The sequence below is a fragment of the Mesorhizobium vachelliae genome, from assembly GCF_033977325.1.
In the GTDB taxonomy this organism is placed as follows: domain Bacteria; phylum Pseudomonadota; class Alphaproteobacteria; order Rhizobiales; family Rhizobiaceae; genus Mesorhizobium; species Mesorhizobium vachelliae.
On sequence record NZ_JAVIIR010000052.1, the window covers coordinates 1 to 2813 of the forward strand.

Below are 2813 nucleotides of genomic sequence, written 5' to 3' on the forward strand. Positions count from 1 at the left end.
CATTGCCCTGGTGGGCCCAGGTCTCGAGCTCGCTGACCAGCAAGGCGGCCAGTTCGCGGGCCACCGGATGCCGGGCCGCCTCGCCGTCCTGCCTGGCCCTCTCGAGGAGCCCCTGCATGGCCTGGCCGTCCGGCCGCTCTGCCTGCAGCTGGACGCGGATGTCGGCCCTGAGCTCATGGTGAATGCCCTCGTAAGTGCCGAAGACGGCACGCTCGGCAAACCAGCGTTGCGCTTCAAGCGGCTGCGCCAGGACGTTGCGCTGCAGGCAGCTGTAGCTCTCCAGCACCTGCTGGGTGGCCGACAGGATCTGCCGGGAGCGGCTGAACTGGTAGTCGCCGTTCTCGATGGCCGGCGTGTGCGACTTCGGCGGCTTCAGCGAGGCCAGGCCGCGCGCCTGCTCCTTCTGGTCGAACTGGCGCACATGCTCGTAGAGCCTGGGCCGGTCGCCGACGATGACAACGGTGTCGCCGTCGAAATCGCCGTCGAGCTTCTTTTGTTCGGCGCTCGGCACCGCAACCAGCGAGCCGGGCGCGAACACCTCCGTCGCCTGCAGGATGCCGACGCAGTCGAGCCCGGTGTCGGCCTTGACCCGGTCCTTGCCCTCGAGCCAGTGCGAATGGCACTTGACGTCCTCGGCCGACATCACCACCGAACGCTCGGCGAAGGCGGCCGGCCACATCCGGTCGGGCACCACGATCAGGATGCCCTTGGCAAACAAGGTCGGATCGTCGGCGGCAAGCCTTTCCCCCGACTTGTGCGCGACGTTGAAGCTGTACTGGAAGGCCACGCACCGGTCCAGGAACGCCGCGGTCGCGTCGCCGTCGCGCGCCGACCTGACCTGGCCGGCGGCGAACGGGCGCAGGTTCGGCTTGTCGTAGGGCGAGCGCCCGACAAGCACGCCGCCATCGGCGGTCAAGGTCTCGCTCTTGAGCGTCGGCACATAAAGGCGTCCGTCGCCGGACGGCACGGCGACGGCGCCCGGGCCGTCGATGTGGCCAGAGGTGACGGTCCGAAACAGCTCCTCGGCCGTCAGCCTCGGCTGCTCACGGCTGCCGAGCCAGGCCTCGGCCTTCTCGCGCGTCTCCTCGGCCACCGCTGCGTCGCGCGGATAATGCTGCAGGCCCGAGGCCGGCACCGAGGTTCGCTTGCCCTGGCCAAAGACACGCACCGGCGCGGCGCCGTCCGGGCGGACGGCCCGGGCGATGGCCGGCATGCGCTCGGCCAGCGAGGCCCTGATGAAGCCGCAGCCGTCATGCGGCCGCAAGGCGATCGGGCCGTCCGGCCCGGCGAGCCTGAAGGGATGCGCTGCCCCTGCCGGGCGGTCGGGCAGGAGCGACAGCCTGAAGGCGCCTTCCAGCGCATAGTCGTGCGGGCCAAGCCCGGGGATGTCCGGCGGCGCGGCAAAGCCGCGGCGCTGGGTGTAGTAATAGGCTTCCTTGAACGGCGCCCAGGCCCGCGCCAGCTGCTCGAAGGCCGTCCCCGGCGCCGTGTCGGCATAGGGGATCGCCAAAAGCTTGCCGCCGGTGGCCTCGTCGGTCGCGCCGGGCAGGCGGGCGGCAAGCTGGGCCAGGGACTTTTGCGGCGCCTTCAGCTTGCTGCCGCCGAACAGGTCCATGCGGTAGGGCACGCCCTCGACGCTGAGCGTGCGCGCCAGCATGAAGGCGCTCGGCTTGCCCGGCAGCTGCACCGCAACCACCTTGACAGCCCCCGAGGTCAGGCGGTGGAAGATGGAATAGCGCAGCTCCGCTTCGCCGGCCAGCGGCCGCCCCTGCATGTCGACCACCGGCAGCCGCATCAGTCCGGCATCGCCTTGCGGCGGCCGCGGCTCGTGGTCCATGGCCTCAAGCACGCCATGGACATCGAAGACGGCGGCGGCATGCTGGGCCTGGACGCTCGGCGCGTTCTGGGCCATGAAGGTGTCGAGCGCGTCGAGCGGCCCCTCCGCCTCGATCTCGGCGATCACGTTCCAGCTCATGTTGGAAAGGTCGGCCTCGATGAGGGCGCGGGCGCTGTCCAGGATCTGGCTGGTCTTGGCGTGCAGCTCTTCCTGGCGGCGCCGCAAGGCGAGCTTGTCGCCCTCGACATAGGGCCGCCGGTAGAGCTTCTCCAGCACCGCGCGGGTCTTGAGCACCTGATAGACCGACAGCGCCGGGCAGCGGCTTGCATTGGCGCCGCTGTCGCGCTCGGCCTGGCCTGCCTCGAGATGCGCCTCGATCTTGCGCTCCACCACCGGCTGGATGGCGTTGAGCAGGTTCAGCGCCGGCCTGCGGTACCAGCGCAACGCCGGCCGCGGGCTGCGCGCCAGCGGCAGCAGGGCGGCGCACAGATTGCCCATGGTCTCCAGGTTGTTGTCGCGCTCGAAGGCGGGCGTGGCGCGCAGCGCCTCCAGCCGCTCCAGCCCCGGCTTTGCCAGCACACCCAGATCGTCGGACAACTGCGCCTTGCTCAGGGCCTTGAAGATGTTGGCGATGGCCAGGACATCGGCCTGCTGCAGCCGGTCATCGGCATAGTGGAGATAATGCGCCAGCTGCTGCAGCCGCTCCTTCAGCAAAGCCGGTTCGGCCACCTCCCCGGCTTCCTCGCCCTGCAGGATACCGCGCGCCAGACTGTTGGCGATGTTGCCCAGCGCAGGCGTGATGAAAGCGCCGAAGCGACGGCCCTTGGGGCCGAGACCGCGGGCGATCTCCACCAGAGCCTGATAGCACACCGGCTCTTGCGTCCACTTGCCGAAGCCGTTCACCAGGATCGCCAAGCCTTGAGCAGTAAAATCGGAGAGCCCGACATCCGGGCGATCGGCGCGGCGAAGGACCTCC

At 69.8% G+C, this 2813-nt stretch carries 1 pseudogene; it reads right to left on the reverse strand.

The window, feature by feature from the left end:
* Positions 1 to 2813 (reverse strand): annotated as a pseudogene (locus RFM41_RS33900) (shikimate kinase); the annotation flags it as partial.